The 22,520-nt window shown below is 40.7% G+C and carries 23 protein-coding genes; 6 read left to right on the top strand and 17 right to left on the bottom strand.

The features are described 5' to 3' along the window. Positions 1-4: 4 nt before the first annotated feature. Both PTET_RS04425 and PTET_RS04420 read left to right on the top strand, forming a co-directional pair. Positions 5-1,972: a phytase gene (locus PTET_RS04425; RefSeq protein WP_096038272.1), complete on the top strand. Its 1,968-nt coding sequence runs from the start codon at positions 5-7 to the stop codon at positions 1,970-1,972. Between the two features lie 135 nt (positions 1,973-2,107). Continuing rightward, positions 2,108-2,785 (top strand): hypothetical protein, encoded by a 678-nt coding sequence (locus tag PTET_RS04420; RefSeq protein WP_036983297.1) that lies wholly within the window; start codon positions 2,108-2,110, stop codon positions 2,783-2,785. Positions 2,786-2,880: 95 nt separating this feature from the next. Here the strand turns inward: PTET_RS04420 and cyoE are convergent, their stop codons facing one another. The 17 genes from cyoE to PTET_RS04330 form a co-directional block, all read right to left on the bottom strand. Then, complete coding sequence (gene cyoE, locus PTET_RS04415) at positions 2,881-3,765, bottom strand: heme o synthase (protein ID WP_096038271.1); 885 nt, start codon at positions 3,763-3,765, stop codon at positions 2,881-2,883. A gap of 9 nt (positions 3,766-3,774) precedes the next feature. Continuing rightward, positions 3,775-4,131 (bottom strand): cytochrome o ubiquinol oxidase subunit IV, encoded by a 357-nt coding sequence (gene cyoD / locus PTET_RS04410; RefSeq protein WP_096038270.1) that lies wholly within the window; start codon positions 4,129-4,131, stop codon positions 3,775-3,777. Then, a complete protein-coding gene (gene cyoC / locus PTET_RS04405; protein WP_008111916.1) occupies positions 4,131-4,763 on the bottom strand; it encodes a cytochrome o ubiquinol oxidase subunit III in 633 nt (210 codons plus the stop codon). Before cyoC ends, cyoD begins: the two co-directional genes overlap by 1 nt. Next, the gene (cyoB, locus tag PTET_RS04400; RefSeq protein ID WP_096038269.1) at positions 4,760-6,748 is read right to left on the bottom strand and encodes a cytochrome o ubiquinol oxidase subunit I; all 1,989 of its coding nucleotides are present in this window, start codon (positions 6,746-6,748) and stop codon (positions 4,760-4,762) included. The genes cyoC and cyoB overlap by 4 nt, the downstream gene beginning before the upstream one ends. Positions 6,749-6,750: 2 nt before the next feature. Further along, entirely contained in the window at positions 6,751-7,704 is a 954-nt protein-coding gene (gene cyoA / locus PTET_RS04395; RefSeq protein WP_096038268.1) for a ubiquinol oxidase subunit II, read from the bottom strand. A 327-nt stretch (positions 7,705-8,031) separates the two neighbouring features. Beyond that, positions 8,032-8,460, bottom strand: coding sequence for a hypothetical protein (locus PTET_RS04390; RefSeq protein WP_013464351.1), 429 nt, complete (start codon positions 8,458-8,460; stop codon positions 8,032-8,034). A 324-nt stretch (positions 8,461-8,784) separates the two neighbouring features. Beyond that, complete coding sequence (gene nqrM / locus PTET_RS04385; RefSeq protein WP_096038267.1) at positions 8,785-8,997, bottom strand: (Na+)-NQR maturation NqrM; 213 nt, start codon at positions 8,995-8,997, stop codon at positions 8,785-8,787. A gap of 97 nt (positions 8,998-9,094) precedes the next feature. Then, positions 9,095-10,120, bottom strand: a complete 1,026-nt coding sequence (locus PTET_RS04380; protein ID WP_096038266.1) for an FAD:protein FMN transferase — start codon at positions 10,118-10,120, stop codon at positions 9,095-9,097. A 140-nt stretch (positions 10,121-10,260) separates the two neighbouring features. Then, entirely contained in the window at positions 10,261-11,484 is a 1,224-nt protein-coding gene (gene nqrF / locus PTET_RS04375) for an NADH:ubiquinone reductase (Na(+)-transporting) subunit F (RefSeq protein ID WP_036979658.1), read from the bottom strand. A gap of 17 nt (positions 11,485-11,501) precedes the next feature. Then, complete coding sequence (nqrE, locus tag PTET_RS04370) at positions 11,502-12,110, bottom strand: NADH:ubiquinone reductase (Na(+)-transporting) subunit E (protein ID WP_036979660.1); 609 nt, start codon at positions 12,108-12,110, stop codon at positions 11,502-11,504. 10 nt (positions 12,111-12,120) lie between these two features. Then, complete coding sequence (locus tag PTET_RS04365) at positions 12,121-12,753, bottom strand: NADH:ubiquinone reductase (Na(+)-transporting) subunit D (protein WP_036979663.1); 633 nt, start codon at positions 12,751-12,753, stop codon at positions 12,121-12,123. Next, positions 12,753-13,502: a Na(+)-translocating NADH-quinone reductase subunit C gene (locus tag PTET_RS04360; protein WP_096038265.1), complete on the bottom strand. Its 750-nt coding sequence runs from the start codon at positions 13,500-13,502 to the stop codon at positions 12,753-12,755. The genes PTET_RS04365 and PTET_RS04360 overlap by 1 nt, the downstream gene beginning before the upstream one ends. After that, positions 13,495-14,709, bottom strand: a complete 1,215-nt coding sequence (locus PTET_RS04355) for an NADH:ubiquinone reductase (Na(+)-transporting) subunit B (RefSeq protein ID WP_096038264.1) — start codon at positions 14,707-14,709, stop codon at positions 13,495-13,497. Before PTET_RS04355 ends, PTET_RS04360 begins: the two co-directional genes overlap by 8 nt. Before the next feature lies 1 nt (position 14,710). Continuing rightward, on the bottom strand, positions 14,711-16,054 hold the full coding sequence (locus PTET_RS04350; RefSeq protein WP_036983299.1) for a Na(+)-translocating NADH-quinone reductase subunit A: 1,344 nt from the start codon (positions 16,052-16,054) through the stop codon (positions 14,711-14,713). Positions 16,055-16,409: 355 nt separating this feature from the next. Continuing rightward, positions 16,410-17,603: an enoyl-ACP reductase FabV gene (fabV, locus tag PTET_RS04345; protein ID WP_069440331.1), complete on the bottom strand. Its 1,194-nt coding sequence runs from the start codon at positions 17,601-17,603 to the stop codon at positions 16,410-16,412. Positions 17,604-17,711: 108 nt separating this feature from the next. Beyond that, on the bottom strand, positions 17,712-18,023 hold the full coding sequence (locus PTET_RS04335; protein ID WP_096038263.1) for a BolA family protein: 312 nt from the start codon (positions 18,021-18,023) through the stop codon (positions 17,712-17,714). 68 nt (positions 18,024-18,091) lie between these two features. Beyond that, complete coding sequence (locus tag PTET_RS04330) at positions 18,092-18,691, bottom strand: alpha-ketoglutarate-dependent dioxygenase AlkB family protein (RefSeq protein ID WP_096038262.1); 600 nt, start codon at positions 18,689-18,691, stop codon at positions 18,092-18,094. Between the two features lie 43 nt (positions 18,692-18,734). Here PTET_RS04330 and PTET_RS04325 point away from each other — a divergent pair, with 43 nt between their 5' ends. From PTET_RS04325 to PTET_RS04310, 4 genes are read left to right on the top strand one after another with little or no spacing between them, the layout of a single operon-like run. After that, positions 18,735-19,883 carry a methyltransferase gene (locus PTET_RS04325; RefSeq protein ID WP_096038261.1) on the top strand — a complete coding sequence of 383 codons (1,149 nt, stop codon included), beginning with the start codon at positions 18,735-18,737 and terminating at the stop codon, positions 19,881-19,883. Then, a complete protein-coding gene (locus PTET_RS04320) occupies positions 19,884-20,444 on the top strand; it encodes a YajG family lipoprotein (protein WP_013464342.1) in 561 nt (186 codons plus the stop codon). Between the two features lie 2 nt (positions 20,445-20,446). Then, positions 20,447-21,067, top strand: coding sequence for a peptidylprolyl isomerase (locus tag PTET_RS04315; protein WP_013464341.1), 621 nt, complete (start codon positions 20,447-20,449; stop codon positions 21,065-21,067). Positions 21,068-21,120: 53 nt separating this feature from the next. Continuing rightward, positions 21,121-22,500 carry an AmpG family muropeptide MFS transporter gene (locus PTET_RS04310; RefSeq protein WP_016899368.1) on the top strand — a complete coding sequence of 460 codons (1,380 nt, stop codon included), beginning with the start codon at positions 21,121-21,123 and terminating at the stop codon, positions 22,498-22,500. The last annotated feature ends 20 nt before the right edge of the window (positions 22,501-22,520 follow it).

Here is a 22,520-nt window from a genome sequence, read left to right as displayed (position 1 = left end):
AATAATGAACTTTAAACTAAATACAATTTCAGCTGTGCTTGGCAGTGCACTTCTATTGACTACTATAAGCGGCTGTACACGTAATAACGATACGCAAAATAATGCAGCAGTTACAAAACCATATATTGAAAAAACAGACATTGAAACCAAATTATTCGGCCCACAACAAAACATGCAAGGCTCTCAAGCAGCATCGCTAGGTAATAATCAATGGCTAATAGCGAGCGAAAGCCAAGGCTTATTACTTGCCGATAACGAGAAAGACAGTGTGCTGCTCGCCGGTAACTTTGAGTCAATTTCACTGAAAAAAATAGCAGCGCAGCAATTTTTATTGGCAACTCTAGATAACAACCAAGATAATGTGGTTATTTTTAAGCTTATAAAAAATGGCCAAACTTGGCAGCTAAATGAACTCACCCGCATTAGTCCACCTCAAGCCCAGCCCGATGCCGTGTGTTTATTTAAAAATAGCAATAACAAAACTGTATCAGCATTTGTGCCAGATGTTCGCGGCTTGATCAGCGAAACGGTTATTTATGATTTAGCCACTAACCAAGCTAAAAATATCGCAGTACGTGAGTTCTCTGCAGTCACAGAGGCTTCAGGTTGTGCAGTAAATGACGACACAAAAACCCTGTATGTGGGTGAAGCAGAGCTCGGAGTGTGGGCCATTAACGCGGATGCAGAATCTGATGCCAATAAGCAGCCTGTGGCTTTGGTACAACCCTACGGCGAATTAAACAGTGAAATTGGGGCTCTATCGGTATCACAAGACGGTACTTTATGGCTCAGTGCCACTGATGGTAATAAGGTTTATGCTTACCAAGCTCAAACAGACAAGCTAAGCCAATGGTCACTGGCAGGTGAGCACACAATAGAGTCTGTTGCAGCGAGCTTTATCAATGACAGTCAAGCCCAGCTGGTATTAATTGATGATGAAACAGGCGCTTACATTCAAGCAAGCGTTAACTACACAGCGCAAACAGCGACTTCACAAAACAATGTCGCGATGACTCACCTTCATGCCAGCGCACAAACTACACCGGTTGCTGCGTTTGGTGATGCAGCAGATGATCCGGCTATTTGGATTAATCAGCAAGACGCTAAAAAAAGCTTAATTTTAGGCACAGATAAACGCCGCGGCTTGATGGTTTATGACCTTGCTGGCAGCAAAGTACAATCGCTTAATGTTGGGCGTTTAAATAATGTTGATGTGCGCCAACATCAAGGTATAAACAACCAGACCCATACGTGGATCACTGCCAGTAACCGTACTCTTAATAGCATTAGCGTATTTACTGTAGATGGCGATAACCAAGTAAACCATGTGACAGAAATAGCCACTAACCTATCTGAGATTTACGGTATGTGTATGTATTCCTCTGAGTCTGGCCATTACGTGTTTGTTAATGATAAATCAGGTTTATTTCAGCAGTATAAACTCACCGGTGAGCAAAGTAATTTAAGTGGTGAACTGGTTAGAGAGTTTACTCTACCAAGCCAACCTGAAGGCTGTAGTGCTGATGATAATCTAGGCCAACTATTTGCAGGTGAAGAAGATGCAGGCATTTGGTATATCGGTGCAGAGCCTACCGCTGGTAACAAAGCAGTAAAGCTACAAAGAGTTAATGAGCAACTGGTGGCAGATGTTGAAGGTATGGAAATTTATCATGCTAATGATGCTCGCTATTTAGTGGTATCAAGCCAAGGCGATAATAGCTATGTGCTTTATAAAATCTCAGATGACAAAGAGCCTAGTCTAAGCTTTGCAGGTAAGTTTAATGTAATTGCAAACCTAGATAAAGGCATTGATGGCGTAGGTGAAACTGACGGTTTAACCGTTACAGCAACGGCTTTGCCAGGTTACCCTGAAGGCATGCTTATAGTACAAGATGGCTACAATCGCATGCCTCTACAACCACAAAACTTTAAAATTATTGACTGGCGCGAAGTGAAAAAAGCAATTAGATAATAGCTAACCCTAAATGTACTGATACACACTAAAGCTTTAGTGTGTATCACGTTTAAGCTTTACTAAAATATAACTAAAGATAATTATGTATAAATGTATACTACACTTTATATCTATAAATTAATTGAGGTTATTATGCGGCTACCCTACTTCGTATATTTATTTATCAGCATTATATTTTGTACCAGCTCGCTTGTTAATGCCGAAGAGCCACCAGAACTTCCGCCATTGAACCCCAAATATGAAGCAGAGCATGCCATGGTGTTGGTTAATAAAGGTTCAAGTGTATACGCGATTAACATTCCAAGCTTTGAGCTTCCTTATGATGTACATGTTATGTACAAGGTAGATGTATCTGATATTCCATTTTTAAATTTAGTACGCGATGCTGAGTTAGTTACAGTAAAACCAAAGCCGTTTAATATTCAACGCTTAATGCGAGGCGAAGAAGTCGCGATTACCGCAGATGTGTATCTTGGAGATTTTAGACAAGGAGGTAGCTTAGTTTATAGTGATAAATTAATAGAGCTTAGCGAGCAGTTATTTACTCGTGAGCTAACTGATTTAAGCCCAGCCTCAAAATGGCAACAGTACGATATGGTTACGCTAAAAAATAACGAGCGTATTTATATTCACCAAATAACTCAGCCACCAAGCTATCATCATATAATGTTTGTTAATTTAAGTGGTGCCTGTTTACAAAAGTTTCGCACCTCAACTGAAGTGCCCTCTGCTGATGAGCTCAATTATAAGTTTATAAATTGTGGCACATTGAAACCCATGTTTTATGATGCTGAAAGCTTAAGTAAATAATTTAGCTTTGTTTTAGGGACGAAAAAAGGCTCCTCGCAATGCTCAGAGCCTTTGGTTAACTTTGGGAATTAACTCGGTTCACTGATCAGATAAGATCAGTTTAGCGCCACTAATTGTGGCGCAATTGTTTGATAATCTACCGCCATCGCAATACTCAAAGCGGTAATATTAATAATAGAAAACGCAAACACTTGGCGTGCCCAACGGGTAGTATCTATATTGTAGCGGTATCCTCTAAGTGCCATAAGTAACCACCAAAAACTCGTAATACAGGCAACGGCCATAAAGGCAGCACCGGTATAACCACTAATTGGCAATAGCATCACCACTAAAGCATATACCGCAATATAAAGAACAATATGGCGCTTAGCTTTATTAACACCTTGCGCCACGGGCAATACTGGAATATTAGCGGCTTGGTAATCTTTAAAGCGAAAAATAGCAATCGCATATGAGTGCGGCATTTGCCACAAACTAAACATCACCAGCAGTATTAATGCCCCCATATCGAACACACCCGTAACGGCGCAATAGCCAACAACAGGAGGAACTGCGCCCGACAGACTACCAATAAAGGTGCCGTAAACAGAGTTGCGTTTCATGTAGAGGCTGTACACCCCGACATAAATCACATAGCCAAAGGCGGCAAAAAATACCGCCGCTTGAGTGGTAAAGCCGATTAATAAGCCAAAGCCAATTAGCCCTAATAACACGCCATGGCTTAAAGCGGCTTCTGCAGACATTTCGCCCGTTACAGTTACACGTGAGCGAGTACGCGCCATAGCAACATCAATGTCTCTATCTATAACATTGTTTATGGCACATCCCGATGCAACAACAAGCGATAAACCAACCAAGGTAACCAACATTAACCATGGGTCTATATCACCGCGGGCGGCAAGTAAAAAACCACCGGCAACGCTGATCAAATTCCCCATAATAATACCTGGCTTAGTAACAGCTAAATAACGGCGAAACATCTGAAACCTCTAATACATCATCATTGCGTTTGATTCATAAATGATCCAAACAGACAGTCCAACCACCATGACGATGATCAACGCGCTAAACAAGAAGGTAAAGGTATTCGCTTTGCCTTCATCAGTGGTGAAATTAAGGTGTAAAAAGTATTTTAAATGCACCCAAATTTGCACGATTGCAACAGTAACGATACTCCAAAGCGTGATGACTTTTGAAAAATCGCCCTCCATCACCATCCAAAATGGAATGGCCGTTAAAATCACTGATAAGACAAAGCCAATAAGATAGGTTTTAACACTGCCGTGTGACTGATCATGATGTTGGCTTTGCATTTGCGCTAAAGCATGCGTTTCACTATGACTCATTACATTGCTCCCATTAAATAAACAACGGTAAATACACAAATCCACACAATATCTAAAAAGTGCCAAAATAAGCTTAAGCAGCTTAAGCGCGTGACGGTTTGTTTACCTAAACCGCGCTTGATCACTTCTATCATCATTATGCTCATCCAAATAAGGCCTGCAGTTACATGTAAGCCATGCAAACCCACTAATGAGAAAAACGATGTTAAAAAAGCACTTTGCTGTGGGCCATTGCCATGAACAATTAAATGATGAAACTCATAAATTTCCATACCAATAAACACCGCGCCTAAACAAAAAGTGACCGCGAGCCAACCAAGCGTCAGCGCCTTTTTTTGCCCTTGAGCGGCAATCATGGCAAAACCAAAAGTAATACTACTTATAAGTAGCGCCGCAGTTTCAACGGCAACAAAATCAAGCTCAAAAATATCTTTGCCCGATACACCGCCTGCGGTGTTCATATAAAGCACTGCGTAGGTTGCAAAAAATGAGGCAAATAAAAGGCAATCGGTCATTAAATAAAGCCAAAAGCCAAAGATTGTATCGCCTGAGGTATCGTGATGTTCATGCGTATGACTTACGCTATGAGGCTCTAAATTTACATGGCCTTGAGTTGCAGATAACGTACTCATGCGCTTACCTCCTTCGTGTTACTGGCAATATGCGCGCCTTCAATTTGTAATATTTCATCGTTTTGCACGTAGTAATCTACATCACTGGTGTAAGCACGGTTAATAAACAGCGCAATCGCGCCAATAAAACCAAGCCCTGCTAGCCACCAAATATGCCAGATCATGGCAAAACAAAACGCCGTTAAACTCGCAGCAATAAGCACACCTGATGCGGTATTTTTTGGCATATGAATTGGGCTATAGCTAGATTTACCTTGATAAGCTAGGCCTTTTTCTTTCATGTCAGTCCATGCATCAATATCATCAACATGCGGGATTTCAGCAAAGTTATAATATTGCGGTGGTGATGACGTTGACCATTCAAGCGTATGGCCGTTCCAAGGATCGCCGGTGATATCATCAAGCGCTTCGCGGTTTTTAAAGCTCACATAAAGCTGAATAACTTGGCAAATAATACCGAACATAATAATCACGGCACCCACTGCAGCAATATAAAGCCAGATATTCCAATCAGGATTATTAGAGTGGTTTAAGCGACGCGTCATGCCCAAAAAGCCGAGTACGTACAATGGCATAAAGGCTACGAAAAAACCGATTAACCAACACCAAAATGACGCTTTACCCCAACGCTCATCAAGCTTAAAGCCCATTGCTTTTGGAAACCAAAAAACAAACCCGGCTAAGTAGCCAAATACTGCGCCACCAATGATGGTGTTATGGAAATGAGCGATTAAGAATAAGCTGTTATGCAATACATAATCGGCACCAGGGATTGCCAGTAATACCCCCGTCATACCACCAATACTAAAGGTAACCATAAAACCAAGCGTCCAAAGTACCGGTACAGTAATGCGCAAACGGCCACGGTAAATAGTAAACAACCAACTAAATAACTTAACCCCAGTAGGCACAGCTATGACCATGGTCATCACCCCAAAGAAGGCATTTACATTGGCGCTTGAGCCCATAGTAAAGAAGTGGTGTAACCATACAATAAAGCCAAGAATAGAAATGGCACCGCTGGCATATACCATCGATTTATAACCAAATAAGCGTTTACCAGTGAAGGTAGATACTATTTCAGAAAAAATACCAAAAGCTGGTAATACTAAAATGTATACCTCTGGGTGACCCCATGCCCAAAACAGGTTGATATACATCATGGCGTTACCGCCGGCTTCATTAGTGAAGAAGTGGAAATCTAAATAACGGTCTAGCGTTAGCATGGCCAGCACTGCGGTTAAAATTGGAAATGATGCCGCAATTAAGATATTTGCCCAGGTACATGCCCATGTGAAAATTGGCATTTTCATCAGTGTCATACCAGGGGCACGCATTTTAAATACTGTCACTAGGAAGTTAACAGCGGTTAATAGCGTACCGAGCCCCGATATTTGCAAGGCCCAAATATAATAATCGACCCCCACCCCAGGGCTAAAGGTCAACTCCGACAACGGTGGGTAAGCAACCCAGCCTGTTTTAGCAAATTCACCAAATATAAGTGATAAATTTATTAAAATGGCGCCACTAGCGGTAAACCAAAAACTTAAATTATTTAAAAATGGAAAAGCCACATCACGGGCACCAATTTGCAGTGGTACAACAATATTCATTAAACCAATCATAAATGGCATCGCCATAAAGATGATCATAATAACGCCATGAGCGGTGAATATTTGATCGTAATGCTCTGGCGGCAGATAGCCTGGCGCACCACTGGTAGCAAGCGCTAACTGCGCACGCATCATAATGGCATCAGAAAAACCACGAAACAGCATGATTAGTGCTAATAAAATGTACATAACGCCTAAGCGTTTATGATCAACCGAGGTGATCCAGTCACGCCAAAGCACACCCCATTTTTTATATTTTGTTATTAGCCCAGCTATAATAAGCCCGACAACAGCAATCACCGCCATAGTAACCATGATAATAGGTTCATGAAACGGAATTGCATCTATAGATAATTTACCTAAAAACGACATGATTATTCCTCGCCCTGGCTGTGTGATGATGGCATTGAATGATTACCCATTGCTTGATGCTCATTACTCATCTGCTGATGTTTACCCATAGCATGATGTTTTTTATTCATATCGCCATGCGCCTGCATGTATTTCATCACTATGGTATGAAATAAACCGTCATCAACCTTGCCATAATAAGCGACAGGATTGTTTTCACTCGCTTTGGCAAGCTCAACATAATTGGCATGAGTAAGGCTATTAGCGTTGGTTTTAACCTGTTCAACCCACTGGTTAAAGTCAGCTTTTGTTGGCGTTGCGATGGCATTAAATTTCATACCGGTAAAACCTGCGCCACTGTAATTAGCCGAAAAGCCTTTAAATGTGCCTGGCTGATTAGCAATTAAATGCAGCTTAGTTTCCATGCCCGCCATTGAGTAGATTTGACTACCTAACTGAGGAATAAAAAACGAGTTCATGGTACTTTCTGACGTGATTTTGTATTCAACCGGAACATTAGCAGGAAATACCAATTCATTCACCGTGGCAATACCTTGTTCAGGGTAAATAAATAACCACTTCCAATTAAGTGACACCACTTCAACAGTAAGATGTTCACCTTTACCCTCTATCGGTTTATAGGGGTCAAGCTCTTGAGTTGACTGCCAGGTGATCACACCTAAAATAACAACAATAACAATAGGAACCGCCCATACAACAGCCTCAATCTTATTAGAGTGAGCCCATTTTGGTGCGTAAATTTCATGGTTTTGTGTGTCTCTGTATTTCCAAGCAAAATATAAAGTCATCACAATAACGGGGATCACAACTAACAACATAAGCACAGTGGCGATGATGATCAGATTTTTCTCATCAATACCTATCTGCCCTTTTGGGTCGAGTACCCCGCCATTACAGCCTGATAAAATCAGCGCCATACTAGCTAAAGCAATATTAAAAAGGTTACGAATTAACAAGGGACTATCCTAAAACCTAAAGAGTTTTTATTAGCTGCCAAAAATATTTAGCAACGATATTTGATAAAAACCCAAGTTAATTAAGATTGAATTACAATAATGCAGAGCGAATGCAAGCATGAAGTATTGACCACTGGCTTAATAATAAACACCTAGCAGAACCAACCCAGCTTTTTAAACACATTAATATAACGCAATAAAAATTAACTTGGGTGAGGTGTGGTTGGCTGAGAGTGTGTAAAAAACACTAAGCTACAATGAAAGTAATCGTTATTTACAGCAAGAATAAATAATTAGATACCACAGGTGTAACCTATACCCATAAAATTAATGGGTAAACAGACAACCTGTAAAGCTAGGTGGAGCACGACAACCATGCGCAGCTTGCACGGGTTGCTGAACTTTAGCCTCGCTAAAAGCAAAGGCTGCTTTACGGAGGATTATCCCAGCACGACGCGCTGGAAACATGTGGAACAATAGCCAACAAAGGCCAATAAGTAACTGACACGATAAGATGGGATGAGCTAAAAATTCGGCAATTGTCAGTAATAATGGCTCTATAAAAAAGCCATCACTGACCAATGCTTCAAGCCTAAAGGCATCCTCAATAGCGCCACTAAGCAACATAACGACATTAAAAACTAATAATGTTACAGCCACACTCACGCCCTTTTTCGCTTTTTTAAAGCGCTCATGCAACACTGACTTACCTAAGGTAAGCAAAGCGCTGGTATGAAACAAAGAAAGTGAGTTCAAAAACATTAACCTATTAAAATGACTAATAACAAAATTCGGAGTACACCGTGGCAACAAAACAAGTTGCAGCCGTAAAGCCTTATACAGTGACATGAAATACAGTCTCAACGCATTAGCACTATTTTGCCAAGCTAGTTTTGATCCGCATCAATAGAACTTTCAAAACTTACTGAAAGTTCGGGCATGAGTATAACAAAGAGAATTTTCTGTTCAAGATAAAAACACGATTATTTTATCGGCTGGTGATTTATTTATGCCGATATAAATAAAAAACCTCCCGTAGTGAGCTACGAGAGGTTTTTTTTTTAAACAGGGATACCCTATTTAAAGAATTTGGTTTTCTTTCCATACTTGCTCTTTGGCCAGACGCTTTTTGCGTTTATCACATGGATCATCGCAATCACATGCTTTATCAATACCTACAGAGCCTAGGCCTCCGCAGCTACTCGCCATCGATTTTCTTTGTACTATCATGCCTACCGCCATTGCAGCGACAATTAAAATAAGTAAGCCAAAGGTTAGAAAAAAAAGTGACATTGCTTAGCCCCTATTGTTCAGCAATAAAATGAGCCCAAACATCATATCTGAGCTCATTGCATTATATACCCTCATGATAAGGATATAAACCTAAAGACTATAAATAAGGCTTAAACGCAGGGCTTGAATAGGTGGCTAACCCCTGTGCCGATTTCGCAATTAAATACACAGGTAAATCATGCTGCTGCGCATAACGTTGTGCCTTTTCCATGCCCATTACCGTTAAAGCAGTCGCTAAACCGTCCGCCGTCATTGCACTTGGGTGTAAAACAGTAACAGAGACTAAGTCGTGTTTAATCGGCATGCCTGACATTGGATCAATGAGATGCGTATAGGTTTCGCCATCCATAGTATAAAATATTCTATAATCGCCTGAGGTGGCAATGCCATTATTACCCGGTGTTAATACGCGGTGTACTTTGCGATCGCCCGGATTTGCATCAGGTTGTTCGATTGCTATTCGCCATGCTTGATTGTCTGGTTTTGTACCAGCAATACGTAGCTCCCCGCCAATCTCAACCATGTAATCTGTAATGCCTTTGCTTTGCAATAGCTCAGCCACTTTATCAATACCGTAGCCTTTTGCTGTAGCTGAAAACGACAACTCTAAATCAGCAACTGTTTTAGCTAACCCTTGCTCATTAAGGACCAGCTTATCTATACCAATGTTACTGACCATATTTGCCAGTGCTTCATCCGTTGGGCGCTTTGTTGGTTTTTTATCAGGACCAAACCCCCATAAATCAATTAGCGGTCCCATAGTCACATCGAGTGTTTTAGTTGAATCACCAATTCGTATAGATTCTGCAATAACCGCTCTAAAATCATCACTAATTGGCATTACTTGATTAGCACCTAAACGGTTAAAGGTGTTTATTTCTGAATCCTCAATATAGGTCGACATAGACTGGTTAATATCAACTAAAACCGCATCTATTTCTGCTTGTACTGCTTGAGGGTCCACTTGATCAGCGTAAAACTTGATGTGGTAAGTTGTCCCCATCGTTTTACCTTCAAGGTAAGCTTCTTCGTTGTGTTGTGAATTGCCACAACCGGTAATAAGTAACGTGGATATGATTAAAAATAAGGCTACCACGCCTTTAACTGTGCTTAATCGATTCATAATAGCCTACTTATAAAGGTTAAATAGAGTATCAACTAAAATCAGCGGTAAAGCCAAACTCAGTCAGTTGATATAAAAAAGCCTCATAACACTTAGTGCTATGAGGCTGGTATTTTAACTAAATTTATTTAGTTTGGGTATTAGCCACCGAAATCATCTAATAAGATGTTTTCGTCTTCTACACCTAAATCTTTAAGCATAGAGATAACTGCCGCATTCATCATTGGAGGACCACACATGTAGAACTCACAATCTTCAGGCGCTTCGTGATCTTTAAGATAGTTCTCAAATAACACGTTATGGATAAAGCCTGTGTAGCCTTCCCAGTTATCTTCTGGTTGCGGATCTGAAAGCGCTGTGTGCCAAACGAAGTTTTCGTTTTGCTCAGCTAGGCCGTCAAAATCTTCAACATAGAACATTTCACGCTTAGAACGCGCACCATACCAGAAACTAATTTTACGCTTAGAGTTTAAACGCTTAAGTTGGTCAAAGATATGTGAACGCATTGGTGCCATACCTGCACCACCACCTACGAATACCATTTCAGCGTCTGTGTCTTTAGCGAAGAACTCACCAAATGGACCAGAAATAGTTACTTTATCGCCTTCTTTAAGTGACCAAATATACGAAGACATTTTACCACATGGTAGGCTCAAGTTTCTTGGCGGCGGCGTAGCGATACGCACGTTAAGCATAATAATGCCTTCTTCTTCTGGGTAGTTAGCCATTGAGTAAGCACGAATTGTTTCTTCGTCTACTTTTGACTCCAGGTCGAAGAAACCAAAATGGTTCCAATCGCCACGATACTCTTCAGGAATATCGAAATCAGCGTATTTAACATGGTGAGCTGGCGCTTCGATTTGGATGTAACCACCCGCACGGAACGGCACTGACTCGCCATCTGGAATTTGTAGCTTAAGTTCTTTGATGAACGTTGCTTTGTTATCGTTAGAGATAACTTCACAATCCCATTTTTTAACACCGAAAATTGACTCTTCAAGTTCAATTTCCATGTCATTTTTAACATTAACCTGACACGCTAAACGACAACCTTCACGTGCCTCACCTTTAGAGATGTGGTCAAGTTCAGTTGGCAGAATATCACCGCCACCTTCTTTAATGTGAACGCGACACTGACCACAAGAGCCACCGCCACCACATGCAGAAGATACGAAAATACCTGACTCAGATAGTGCACCTAATAGCTTACTACCTGCTGATGTTTTAATGGCTTTGTCTGGATCGCCATTAATACCGATGATGATGTCACCGCTTGCAACTAGCTTAGATTTAGCACCAATGATGATTAAAACTAGTATTACAACGATAGCGATAAAAACACCAACGCCTAAGAAAATATCCATGATTGACCTCGCTATTATTACAGTGAAATACCAGAGAATGACATAAAGCCAAGACCCATCAAGCCAACAGTGATAAAGGTAATACCTAGACCACGTAAACCATCTGGTACGTCTGAATACTTCATTTTCTCACGGATACCTGCAAGTAATGTAATTGCAAGCGCCCAACCCACACCAGCGCCAATACCATAAACAACAGACTCGCCGAAGTTATAGTTACGCTCAACCATGAATGATACCGCACCAAAAATTGCACAGTTAACTGTGATTAGTGGTAGGAAAATACCTAATGCGTTGTACAGCGGTGGGAAGAACTTATCTAATGCCATTTCAAGAATTTGCACCAGTGCAGCAATAACACCAATGAACGTTAAGAAACGTAAAAAGCTAAGATCCGCTTCTGGGTAACCAAGCCACTCTAATGCACCCGGTGCAAGTACCGCATGGTAAACCAAGTTATTAACCGGTACTGAAATACCTAATACAACAATAACCGCTACCCCTAGACCAATTGATGTAGTTACTTTTTTAGACACGGCTAAGAAAGTACACATACCTAGGAAGAAAGCTAACGCTAAGTTTTCAATAAAAACGGCTTTTACAAATAAACTAATATAATGTTCCACTTATCGCCCCTTACGCTTTAGCTTCTACTTGATCTTTCTTATAAGTACGAAGTACCCAAATGAATAAACCAATAATGAAGAATGCACTCGGTGGTAAGATCAATAGACCCATAGGTTGGTACCAACCACCATTTTGTACTAATGGAATAATATCAACACCGAATAGTGTTCCCTTACCAAATAGCTCACGAATGAAACCAACAGTAAGTAATACCACTGAGTAGCCTAAACCATTACCAATACCATCTAAGAATGACATAAGTGGTGGCGACTTCATTGCGTACGCTTCAGCACGACCCATTACAATACAGTTAGTAATGATTAGACCAACGAATACTGATAACTCTTTTGCCGTAGCGTAAGAGAAAGCTTGTAGTACTTGGTCAACCACGATTACTAATGATGCAATAATCGTCATCTGTACGATGATACGTACTGATGATGGGATATGGTTACGAATAGTCGAGATAAAAAGGCTAGAGAATGCAGTTACCAAGGTCAATGCGATTGACATGATTAATGCATTTTTTAAGCTAGACGTTACCGCTAGCGCAGAACAAATACCAAGTACTTGTAATGCGATTGGGTTATTAGCGAAAACTGGACCGAATAGGACCGCCTTCATTTCTTTAGTATCAGCCATTAGTTCAATGCTCCTTTACGTACTTTCGCAAGGAAAGGGCCAAAGCCATTTTCGCCAGTCCAAAAGTCAACTGCATGGTCAACACCATTAGACGTTAATGTAGCACCTGAAAGACCGTCGATCTTGTGCTCATCACCGGCTGCAGTCCCTTTAACGATTTGGATTGGTAACTCTTTACCTTCCCACGTTGCAGTCCACTGTGGGTTTTGAATTTCACCACCTAAACCAGGTGTTTCGTTATGTTTGTAGAAAATAATGTCTTTAATAGTTTCGCCATCGCTTTCAAGCGAGATAAAACCGTACATTAAACCCCATAAACCATAACCCTGAATAGGAAGGATGATTGCATCAATAGAGCCATCGTCTTTTTTAGAGATGTAAACAGGCGCACGTTTGGTAATACGTTGAATACCTGCGATGTCCTTAATCCCATTCTCTTTTAAAGATTTACTTAAATCAGCATCGTATTTGCTTTTTTCAAAGTCGAAATCTTCTACCGGCTCAGCAAACTCACCACTTTGCATATCAACAAAGCGAGTTTCGATTTTAGCTTCAAACGTTTCGGCAACGTTATCAACTTTACCAATACCAGCAGCAGCTAAGATATTACTTTGAATATCTTTTGCTTTATTTGCTTTTTGCAGAGGGCGAAGTTGCACAGACGTTAGCGACACAATAACTGCACACACTAAACATAATGAGACAACAACAGCTAGCGTTTTGCCAATTGATTCGTTATTACTAGACATTACGTGCCAACCTCCGCTTGATATTAGCTTGCACTACAAAGTGATCGAATAAAGGTGCAAACAAGTTAGCAAACAAGATTGCTAGCATGATGCCCTCTGGGTATGCAGGGTTTACTACACGGATCATAACTACCATAAAGCCAATAAGCGCACCGTATGCTAATTTACCTTTATCAGTAAATGCAGCAGATACAGGGTCAGTTGCCATAAAGAACATACCGAATGCAAAACCACCTAATACCATATGCCAGTACCAAGGCATAGCAAACATAGCATTGGTTTCAGAACCAATAGTATTTAGTATTGATGAGGTTACTACCATACCTAGAAATACACCTAGCACGATACGCCAAGACGCGATACGTACATAAATTAGGAATAAACCACCAATAAGCACTGCTAGTGTAGACGTTTCGCCCATAGAACCTTGAATGAAGCCGTAGAACGCATTCCACCACATTTGCATGTTAGCGTAACCTAAGTCACCACCTAACGTACCAGCAAACGCTTGACCAAGCATAGTCGCGCCAGAGAATGAATCTACGGCAGTCCATACTGTGTCACCTGAAATTTGTGCAGGGTATGCGAAGAATAAAAACGCACGACCAGCAAGCGCAGGGTTTAAGAAGTTACGACCTGTACCACCAAATATTTCTTTTGCGATAACTACACCAAAAGTAATACCTAGCGCAACTTGCCATAAAGGAATCGTTGCAGGCAGGATTAATGCAAATAATACAGAGGTTACGAAGAAACCTTCATTTACTTCATGCTTACGCACAGAAGCAAACAATACTTCCCAAAAACCACCGACAATAAAGGTTGTTGCATAAATAGGTAGGAAGAAACATGCTCCGTAGAACATTTTTGCGCCCCAACCAGCATCAACGGTTAACTCACCGCCTAATAACTGGAATAAACCTACTTGCCAAATGTTAGCTAGTTCAAAACCATTACCAAGCGCGATTGCCGCTTGATGACCAATATTGAACATACCAAAGAACATGGCAGGGAACGTCGCCATCCACACTAAAATCATCATGCGTTTTAGGTCGATGTTATCACGAACGTGAGTTGAACCTTTGTTTACGTAACCTGGCGTGTAAAAAATAGTCGCAGCGGCTTCATACAGCGCGTACCATTTCTCATGCTTACCACCTGGTTCAAAATGCGGTTCGATATCTTCTAAGAAAGTTTTTAAGCCCATTTTAGCCTTCCTTCTCGATCGTAGTTAAGCAATCGCGTAGGGCTGCGCCGTACTCGTATTTGCCAGGACAAACGAAGGTGCATAACGCTAAATCTTCTTCATCTAATTCAAGCGCACCTAATGAAATTGCACTATCTAAATCACGAGACAATAAGTCACGTAATAAAAGCGTTGGCAAAATATCAAGTGGCATAACACGCTCATAGCTTCCAAGTGGAACCATGGCTCGTTTTGAACCGCCCGTAGACGTTGTCATTTTAAATAAACGACTCGGTGTAAGGTGAGACAAGAATGTACGCGTTACAGAGAATTTATCACTACCTGGTGCAATCCAGCCAAAAAATTCTTTTTCGCGACCTTCAAGTAAAACAGATACTTGAACATGGTAACGACCTAAGAATGCATGAACACCAGACGACGTAGCACCGGCAAGTACAGAACCAGAAATAACACGGTTATCACCGTCTTCTAATTCGCCTGCCACTAAGTCATCTAGTGAAGCACCTAATTGTGTTTTCACTAAACGAGGATTTTTAACGCGTGGACCTGCGAGAGAAACAACACGGTCTGTGTAAATTTCACCAGTAAGGAAAAGGTGACCATACGCAATAACGTCTTGGTAACCAATGTGCCAAACTTGCTTACTAGCAGATACTGGGTCAAGGTAATGGATATGAGTGCCAACAAGGCCAGCCGGATGCACGCCACCAAACTCATGCACTTCTACTTGAGCAATAGGTGAACTAGGAACTTGACTACCTGCTTGCTTACAAACAAATACTTTGCCATCGGTTAAACGTGACACAACAGCCAAACCTGCTTCAAATGCTTTCGCATTTTCAGCAATAATTACTGCAGGATCTGCAGCAAGTGGATTGGTATCGATAGCTGTCACAAAAATAGAGCTCGGATTTGCATCCAACGCTGCTACTTTACTAAATGGACGAGCACGAAGTGCTACCCATTGACCCGATTGAACTAGTACTTCTTTAGCTTTTTCACGATCTAAGCTGTTAAGCTCAGTTTCCGAGAAAGAACCAAAGGTGATTTGCTCACTGCCGTTTACTTCAATAACAACAGATTGCAGAACACGTTTAGCACCGCGATTAATTTCTTTTACTGTACCAGAAGCTGGTGCAGTAAATAATACGCCTGGGTTCTTTTTATCTTCAAAAAGTACCTGGCCTTTTTTGACTTGGTCATCCACACGAACATGCATGGTTGGACGCATACCGATAAACTCTTCACCTAGCACAGCTACACGTTTGACGGCAGAACCATCATGAATAACTTGCTGAGGTGCGCCCTCTAAGGGTAAATCCAGACCTTTTTTTATATTGATCATACGCACTTGCACTACATTAACGGAAAGAAACTGAAAAATCGTACTAACCACGCCGCTATTTGTATTATTGCAAGCTATATAAAATGACTCGCTAAAAATACCAAACAAGCAGCGCAGTAAAACTCCTCACATATTACTTTGATTTTAACATTATTGTGGCTGACTATGCGAGTGTATTTATGAAAATTATACGAGAGAAACGTTTATTTAGTTTTGTAATTAACAATTAATAAAATACAAGCTAGACCAAAGTGGTAAATTAGCCAACAATTAGCAAATATTTTTTTAAATCAAAGCTAAAAAACAAAAAAGCCGCACAAGGCGACTTTTTCAAAAATGCGTTATCAGCGACAAGTTAGTCAATCATATTAGCAATAGGTGCAACAGGATTTACATCTTGTTCATAATCAACCGCGTCAATACCAAAACCAAACAAGCGTAAAAATTCATTATGGTAACCAATATAATCGGTTAATTCATCAATTGAGTTTGTATCTACACTATCCCAAATGGCTTGAACGCGAGATTGAACATCATCTTCCAGTTCTTTATAGTTTTGGAATAAATGCCCGCCCTCATCAAAGCGAGGTGAATCACCATATAAGTTCTCACTAAATAGCGCATGAATTTGCTCAATGGTGCCTTCATACGTGCCATCAGCCTTCATCACTTTAAATAAGGCAGAAATATAAAGTGGCATGATTGGAATTGCAGAGCTTGCTTGAGTAACAACCGCATTAAGCGATGAAACGTAGGCTTCACCATTTAAATCTTGGGTAGCAGCTTTAATAGCAGCAGTGGCACGGTCTAAATCTTCTTTGGCTTTACCAATTGTTGCATGACCGTAAATTGGCCACGTTAGTTCTTTACCAATATAAGTGTAAGCCGTGGTTTTAAAGTTATCTGCGAGTACATCAGCGTTCTTAAGTGCGTCAATCCACATTTCCCAATCTTCGCCACCCATTACTTTAATGGTGTTGTCGATATCGTCTTGGTTTGCCGCTTCAACAGTTACTTCATCAATTTCACGCTTTGACGTATTCAAGTTTTTAGTGGTTACCGCATTACCAATTGGCTTAAGCGTTGAAGAAAACACTTCGCCGGTATTTGGATCAGTACGACGAGGTGACGCTAAGCTGTAAATAATACAGTCAACTTTACCTAATTCAGCTTTAATGGTGTCGATTGCTTTTTGTTTAATTTCGTTAGAAAACGCATCACCATTAATATTTTTTGACCATAAACCTTCAGCTTCAGCGGCTGCTTGAAACGCCGCCGTATTATACCAACCCGCAGAGCCTGTTTTACGCTCAGTGCCTTCTTTTTCAAAGAAAACACCTAATGTTTTAGCGCCACCACCAAATGCAGCGGTAATGCGAGACGCTAGGCCATAACCTGTAGACGCACCAATAACTAATACATTTTTAGGTGCATTTTTTAACGCCCCTTGCTGCTTAACATAATTAATTTGTTCTTGTACATGCTCTGCACAGCCTACTGGGTGTGCATTGGTGCAGATAAATCCGCGAATTTTAGGCTTAATGACCATTGATCATCCTATATCTTTTACAATAAAAATTAGCGCTAGTTTAAAGGCTAAAACAAAAAAAACTGATCTGATCAGTTACTCACTGCTCAAACCAATTCACTATACCTGTTATCCAACTTTTGAGCCGCCCATGCAATTAGGTGACTGCGGCGCTTCGCCGTCGTGCTCTGTAAATTCCTCAGGAGTATAAGTGTGCATCGCAAGCGCATGAATATGATTTGCCAGCTCATCTTTTAAAATTTCATTAATTTGACGATGACGCTGCAATAATCGCTTACCAGCAAATTCCTCACTAACTACAATCACTTTAAAGTGTGATTCAGTGCCTGCACTGTGCATATGGCTTTCGTTAATAACATTTAAATGCTTACACGCAATAGCATTTGCTAGCTTGTCACGTATTTGTTGTTGCATTGACATAAAACCACCCTCAAAATTCAGTTATATGGTTACTATAACAACTGCGGCTACACCATGGCTAATGCTATTTAACTGAAACCATTATTAATATAGCGAAACGTTAAACTGATCCGCGGGTGTTTAAGTGTTGTTTGTTTTGGTAGCGCATGCTGGTAATTTTGTTGGCTCTGTCCGCTCATTATTAAACAACTACCACTTTGTAATTTAATGTTAGTAATGCTGTTGCTTACTTTGTGTTTAAGTTTAAATAATCGCTCTGAGCCAAGCGATACACAGGCTATGGTAGGCTCAGGGCCAAGCTCAGCTTCGTCATCACTATGCCAGCCCATACTATCGTGGCCATCTCGATAGTAATTAACCAAAATTGAATTAAACGGTTGCTGTAGGTAATTTTCTAAACGTGTTCGCATAGCAAGTAATACGTCTGGCCAAGGCTCTAAATCGAGTTTATGCCCAGAATAGCCGTACTCAAGATTCTCTTCGCTGATAAAACATTGCAACCTTGGTATTGGCCCCGTTTTGCCAAACACCGTGATATTTGGTTGTTGCCAATTTAAGTTTTGCTGCAAATAATAAAATAAACCGAGGCTTTTTTGCGCACTAAGCACCCTACTTTGATAAGAAAAGCCATTTGGTAACAGTTGGGGGTTGGCGTTTGGCGGTTGCATGTTAGAATTTACCTATCATTTGATTACCGATCATTAAACTATTATGACTACGCAAGCTACGCTCGGCGATAACACCTTTACTCTTGAACGCTTTCCTTTGGATCAAAAAAACCGCAGCTTACAAGCGTGGGATTCAGCAGACGAATACCTCATTGACTATGTTAATGAACACTACCCTGATTGTCGCTCGTTACTGATCTTAAACGACAGCTTTGGTGCACTTAGCTGTTATTTTAGCAAACAACAATTAACTGTTTGTTCAGTAAACGACTCTTATATTAGCCATCAGGCGGCGGCTCATAACTTAGCGCAAAACAAAATTGCAGCAACTGCGTTTAGCCAGCTTGATAGTTTATCGGCTTTGCCCGAACAAGTAGACCTAGTGTTGGTAAAAGTACCACGCACATTGGCTTTTTTACAATATCAGTTATCTGAATTAAGCGAAGTACTGGCGCCCGGTACACCGGTTATTGGCGCAGCAAAAACTAAAGACGTGCATAACTCTACGATTAAAGCATTTGAAGATTTTATTGGTGAGACGAAAACAAGCCTCGCAGTAAAAAAATCACGCTTAATTATTAGCCAAGCCGCTGGCGGTTATAAAGGCGCAGATTTCCCAGTCAGCTGGCCACTCGAAGGCACTGATTTTACAATAAGCAATCATGCCAATGTGTTTTCACGTGATTCACTTGATATAGGTGCGCGCTTCTTTTTTAATTATTTGCCACAAACAAATAAAGCCAAAAATATTATAGATTTAGGCTGTGGTAATGGCGTGGTTGGTTTAATGACATTAGCGCGCTGTCCTAATGCTCATATTAGCTTTGTTGATGAATCATATATGGCGGTTGAATCAGCTCGACTCAACATTGAATTAAACATGGAAGACAAGTTTGAACAATGTACTTTTATAGAGAATGATTGTTTAACTGACTTTGAACGTAAAAGCGCTGATATTGTATTGTGTAATCCGCCATTTCACCAAGCACAAGCGGTTACCGACCACATAGCATGGCAAATGTTCAAGCAAGCAAAAGACACATTAAAAGAAGGTGGCGAGCTGCGTATTATTGGTAACCGCCATCTAGATTACCACGACAAACTAAACCGTATGTTTGGTAACTGTACTTTATTAGGCTCTAATAAAAAGTTTGTGGTACTCAGCGCAACTAAAAATAGTGGGACGTTATAAATGAAACTCTTAAAAGCATTATTGAGCTGTTGTACATTAGTGGTTTTTTCGGGGTGTGCCAATCAGCCTAATCAGCTTATTCTCAACCCTGTGTATAAAAGTGGTCAAATAAGCTCAATAAACAGCAGCTTAAACACCAGCGTGATTGATTTACGTGGTGACAGTGCAACCTTAAAGCTAATTGAATCGAGCAAAACCAAAACCATTGCCAGTACGGGTATTACTGAATCGGTTAAAAGTGCGCTAGACAGTGCACTGAGTCGCAATGGCGCCAGCATTTCTAATTTAGCGCAATTGCGTTTTGAGTTAGATATTCACACGCTGCAAGCGGTAGTTACAGAAACGCTAATGAGCCATACCAGTGAAGCCAAGATTGAGTTTGAAGTGCGGGTGATTCGCCCGACCAGTAATTTTAGTAAACGCTACAGCGGTAATGCTAATTTATCTGGTCCGCTTGGTCACGATAGGGCAAAAGTTGAAGGTCAGCTCAATAAGTTGACTGAGCAGTTAATTACCCGCATTGTATCTGACCCAGAATTAATTGCATTTTTAGAAGGTTAACAATGAAGCAACTTTTTTTAATCTGCGTAAGCTTATTATTTAGCGTTAGTAGCTTAGCGGCTCAAGAGGGTCGTTTTGTGCAAAAAGATAACATTTTTCCTCGGGTAGAAATTGTGACATCGTTGGGCAGCATTGTGGTTGAATTAGACCGATCAAGAGCTCCTATTACTGTCAATAATTTTTTAACGTACGTGTCGGATAAAAGCTATCAAGGTAGTGTGTTTCATCGTGTAGAACGCGACGTAGAAAATGATCGTGACTTTGTAATTCAAGGCGGTGGTTATGATAAAGATTACGATGGCCTACATGAAAACGACCCTATTTTTAATGAAAGCGGTAACGGCTTAACAAATGATATGTATAGCATTGCGATGGCTTATCAAGACCGTGAACCACACTCAGGAACGCGTCAGTTCTTTTTTAATATGGATGATAACGATCATTTAAACCCTGGCCGTGATTGGGGATTTGCAGTGTTTGGCAGTGTGATGGAAGGCTATGAAACACTCGATAAAATCATGGCTGTAAAAACCGGATTTAATGACAAAATTGGCTACAACTTTGTACCCGAAAAACCGGTCGTTATATTAAATATTAAGGTGCTTGAGCAAGTTCCTTTATAACTTTTTTAATAAGAGCAGCCTTAGCTGCTCTTTGTATAAGCCAATGAGCCCCTATGAATAGCACACTTTCTGTTAGCGAATACTTTTCTTATTTTAAAGATAAACGTTTGATTAATGTTTTTATATTTGGAATGAGCAGTGGCTTTCCGTGGGTATTAATTGGCTCAGTAATGTCGGCATGGCTTAAAGATGAAGGTTTGAGCCGCAGCATGATTGGCCTATTTGGCATTGTGTTTGGTGCCTACAGCATCAACTTTTTATGGTCACCTTTAATAGACCGCACTAAACTGCCCTTTTTATATAATTGGCTTGGTCAGCGCCGTAGTTGGATACTGTTTTGCCAAAGCTTTATTTTGCTTGGCACATTGCTACTTGCAGGACTTGATTTGAAAGCAAACCTAGCGGTTGCCGCCGCACTTTGCTTGTTAATCGCCATAGCCTCTGCCACGCAAGATATTGCAATTGACGCCTTTCGAATAGACACCCTTAGTGAAAATGAATCTCACAAAGCCACTGCGGCTGCTGCAATGGCCACCTCAGGTTGGTGGACTGGCTATGCTTTATTAGGAGCTGTGCCTTTTTACATGGCTGATATGCCAAATATTGACTGGCCACAGGTGTATTATTTTTTATCCGCGATTATGCTGTTATTAATTAGCTGTGTATTTTGGGCTAAAGAGCCACAATCAAATCGCGAAGCCGTACATGCCGAACTAGAACGTGTTTATCTTGAAAAACTCGCCGCAACTAAACAAACACCACTGACAAAAACGCTCGCATGGCTAGGCGTTACCGTGGTTGATCCGTTTAAAACCTTTTTTGCTAAAAATGGCGTTAAAACCGCGTTGGCGCTGCTGGCGTTTATTTTCTTATTTAAGATTGGTGAAGCATTTTTAGCGCGGATGTCGATTGTATTTTATAAAGAAGTTGGCTTTAGTAATACGCAAATAGCAAATTACTCAAAACTCGGCACGGGGTTAATTACCATTGTATTTGCCTTTTTGGGCAGTATTTTTAACCATAAATATGGCATTGTGAAAGGCTTATTTATTAGTGGCGTAGCCATGGCAGCATCTAACTTAATGTTTTCTTGGATTGCCTTAGCTGGTCCACAAGAGCACTTATATGCAATGGCAATTGTAGTTGATGGCTTTACCCAAGCTTGGTCTTTAGTGGCAATGGTTGCTTTTATATCTATGCTGTGTGACAGAGCGTTTAGCGCTACTCATTATGCGCTATTGGCATCATTGGGCAACTTAGGGCGTACGTTATTATCGAGTTACAGTGGCGTGGTTATTGATGATTGGCTAATGGGGAATTGGTCATTGTTCTTTGTATTAACTGCGCTTATGGTTTTACCCTCATTAGTGTTTTTATTTCTAATTAGGCACAAACTATATTCACTAGAGCAAAATTATCATAAAAATACCTAATGCATCCCTGCACTAGTATT

The sequence above is a fragment of the Pseudoalteromonas tetraodonis genome (genome assembly GCF_002310835.1).
GTDB lineage: Bacteria > Pseudomonadota > Gammaproteobacteria > Enterobacterales > Alteromonadaceae > Pseudoalteromonas > Pseudoalteromonas tetraodonis.
This window is presented reverse-complemented; position numbering and strand designations above follow the sequence as displayed.